Genomic DNA, 2,304 nt, shown 5'->3' with positions numbered 1-2,304 from the left:
GGCCTGCGGCAGCCGCTGTGGCAGGCGCTGGCGTCACGCGCGCTGACGCCGCCAACGCCGGGCGATGACCTGCAGGCCTGGGTGGACGCGCTGCCGACCCTGCCGCTGCGCGAATACTCGATCGCTTCGGTGCCGGCCGACGGGCTGCTGCAATTGGTGGTGCGCCTGACCCTGCGCGACGACGGCCGCCCCGGCGTGGGCGCCGGCTGGCTGTGTCAGCATGCGCCGGTGGGCGCGGTGCTGCGCGCGCAGGTGCGGGCCAACCCCGGGTTCCGCCGGCATGGCGATGCGCCCATGCTGCTGATCGGCAACGGCACCGGCATCGCCGGCCTGCGCAGCCTGCTGCGCGAGGCCGCGCAGGCCGGCGTGCAGGGGCACTGGCTGCTGTTCGGCGAACGCAATGCCGCGCACGATGCGCTGTTCGGCGACGAGCTGCGGGCCTGGCGCGACGCCGGCCATCTGCAGCGCCTCGATCTGCTGTTCTCGCGCGACCAGCCGCACAAGCGCTACGTGCAGGACGGGTTGCGCGAGGCCGCCGACGCGGTTCGCGACTGGGTGGCGCGTGGCGCTACCGTGTATGTCTGCGGCAGCCTCGCCGGCATGGCGCGCGGCGTGGATACGGCGTTGCGCGAGATCCTGGGCGAGGACACGCTCGATGCGCTCAGCGCGGATGGGCGCTATCGGCGCGATGTGTATTGAGGCGATGCGCCGATCGCAGTGCGATCCAGGCTCTTGCGTGTCAGCCCTGATCGTCGCTGCGCATCATGGTGACGGGCAGAGGACGGTGGCAGCCATTTCAGGGAGCCTCTGATCCGAGCGGGATGCGCGCGTGTAGCGACCGGGGCGATGCGTCCGAGTGCCATGCGTCGGGACTGAAGTCCCTCCCACGACGGCCTTCTGGTCCCGCTTGTTGTGTGTCGGCGCGGCAGCAGACCGGCATCTGCCTCGCGTCGCCACGCAATCCGCTTACCTGCAGTCGCCGCTACCGGTGGCGGCCGGTGCCTTGATCCGGTACAGGTCGCGCTTGCCGGCCCTGGGCGCGCGGGCGCTGCCGGACAGCAGCAGTTCGCTGGGCTTGGACGCATCCAGCACGGCGCCGGCGGTGTGGCCGTCGCTGCCGTTGAACGATAGCGCCAGCGGCTGCGGATCTGCGTAGCGGCCACCGGCGCATTGCGCCAGCAGCACCTGGCTGCTCGTACCGCCATGGGCACGCGCGAACAGCAGCGCACGGCCGTCGCCGAGCCACGCCGCATCGGTCTCGTCGTCGGCGCTGTTGACCCCGGCCAACGCCTGCGGTGCTGCGAACGCCTGGCCCTCCTGGCGCGCCACGAACAGGTCCAGGCCGCCGGCGCCGCCATGGCCGTCGCTGGCGAACAGCAGCCGCGTGCCGTCCAGCGACAGGGTCGGTGCACGCTCGTTGCCCGGCGAATTCACTGCCGCGCCCAGGTTCTGCGGCGCGCCGTAGCCGCCGTCGGCCAGCACCGGCGCGCGGTACAGGTCGCTGCCGCCATGGCCGCCGGGGCGATCCGAGGCGAAGTACAGCCAGCGCCCATCGGCGCTGAAGAACGGGTCGCTGTCCAGGCTCGGCGAGTTCACGGGCGCCGGCAGCGGTTGCGGGTCGCGCCAGCGCCCGTCGCGCAGCACGGCCTGCCACAGGTCGCCGCCGCCGGGCCCGCCGGGGCGGTCGGGACTGGCCCAGACGATGCGCTGGCCGTCGGGCGCGACGCTGGCGCGGGTCTCGTCGGCGGCGGTCGATACCACGCCCATGCCCTCGATGCCGAATTCGGAAAGCGCGAACGCACACGGCGCGCAGAGTAAACTCGCGGCCAGCGCGAGCGGCAGGACAGGGGTCCGCATGTGGGAGTCCATGGAATGTCGCCGCCAGTCTAAAACAACCAACGAGCGCTCCATGCCCAACTCCCGTTTTGCCGTGTTCGGCCATCCCGTCGCCCATTCGCTGTCGCCGCACATCCATGCCGCCTTCGCCAAGCAGACCGGCATCGCCCTGCAGTACGAGGCGATCGACGTCCAGGCCGACGGGTTCGCCGCGGCGCTGGCCGCCTTCGCCGCCGCCGGCGGTGTCGGCGCCAACGTGACCCTGCCGCTGAAGGAAGCCGCGTTCGCCCACAGCGTGGTGCACAGCGCACGCGCGCAGTCGGCCGGTGCGGTCAACACCCTCAGCTTCCGCGACGGCCAGTGGCATGGCGACAACACCGACGGCGCCGGCCTGGTGCGCGACCTGACCGGCCGCAACGGCCTGGACCTGCGCGGCCGCCGTGCGCTGCTGCTGGGCGCGGGCGGCGC

At 72.7% G+C, this 2,304-nt stretch carries 1 protein-coding gene and 2 pseudogenes; 2 read left to right on the top strand and 1 reads right to left on the bottom strand.

Annotation, left to right across the window (positions count from 1 at the left end; all coding sequences use genetic code 11):
• A pseudogene (locus D588_RS0114460) lies at window positions 1-699 on the top strand (iron-uptake factor); the annotation flags it as partial.
• A 267-nt stretch (window positions 700-966) separates the two neighbouring features.
• On the opposite strand, the gene D588_RS0114455 reads toward D588_RS0114460, so the two are convergent.
• Window positions 967-1,857, bottom strand: coding sequence for a PD40 domain-containing protein (locus D588_RS0114455; RefSeq protein ID WP_017916489.1), 891 nt, complete (start codon window positions 1,855-1,857; stop codon window positions 967-969).
• A 52-nt stretch (window positions 1,858-1,909) separates the two neighbouring features.
• Between D588_RS0114455 and D588_RS0114450 the strand changes: the two are divergent.
• Window positions 1,910-2,304 (top strand): annotated as a pseudogene (locus D588_RS0114450) (shikimate dehydrogenase); the annotation flags it as partial.

Source organism: Xanthomonas sp. SHU 308, from assembly GCF_000364645.1.
GTDB lineage: Bacteria > Pseudomonadota > Gammaproteobacteria > Xanthomonadales > Xanthomonadaceae > Xanthomonas_A > Xanthomonas_A sontii.
The sequence above is the reverse complement of the archived record's forward strand: the minus strand, read 5'-3'. Positions and strand labels throughout refer to the sequence as shown.

What these genes read in the sequence shown, in the direction of transcription:
- D588_RS0114455 (WP_017916489.1), bottom strand. Translation starts at nt 1,857, where the DNA reads ATGCGGACCCCTGTCCTGCCGCTCGCGCTGGCCGCGAGTTTACTCTGC.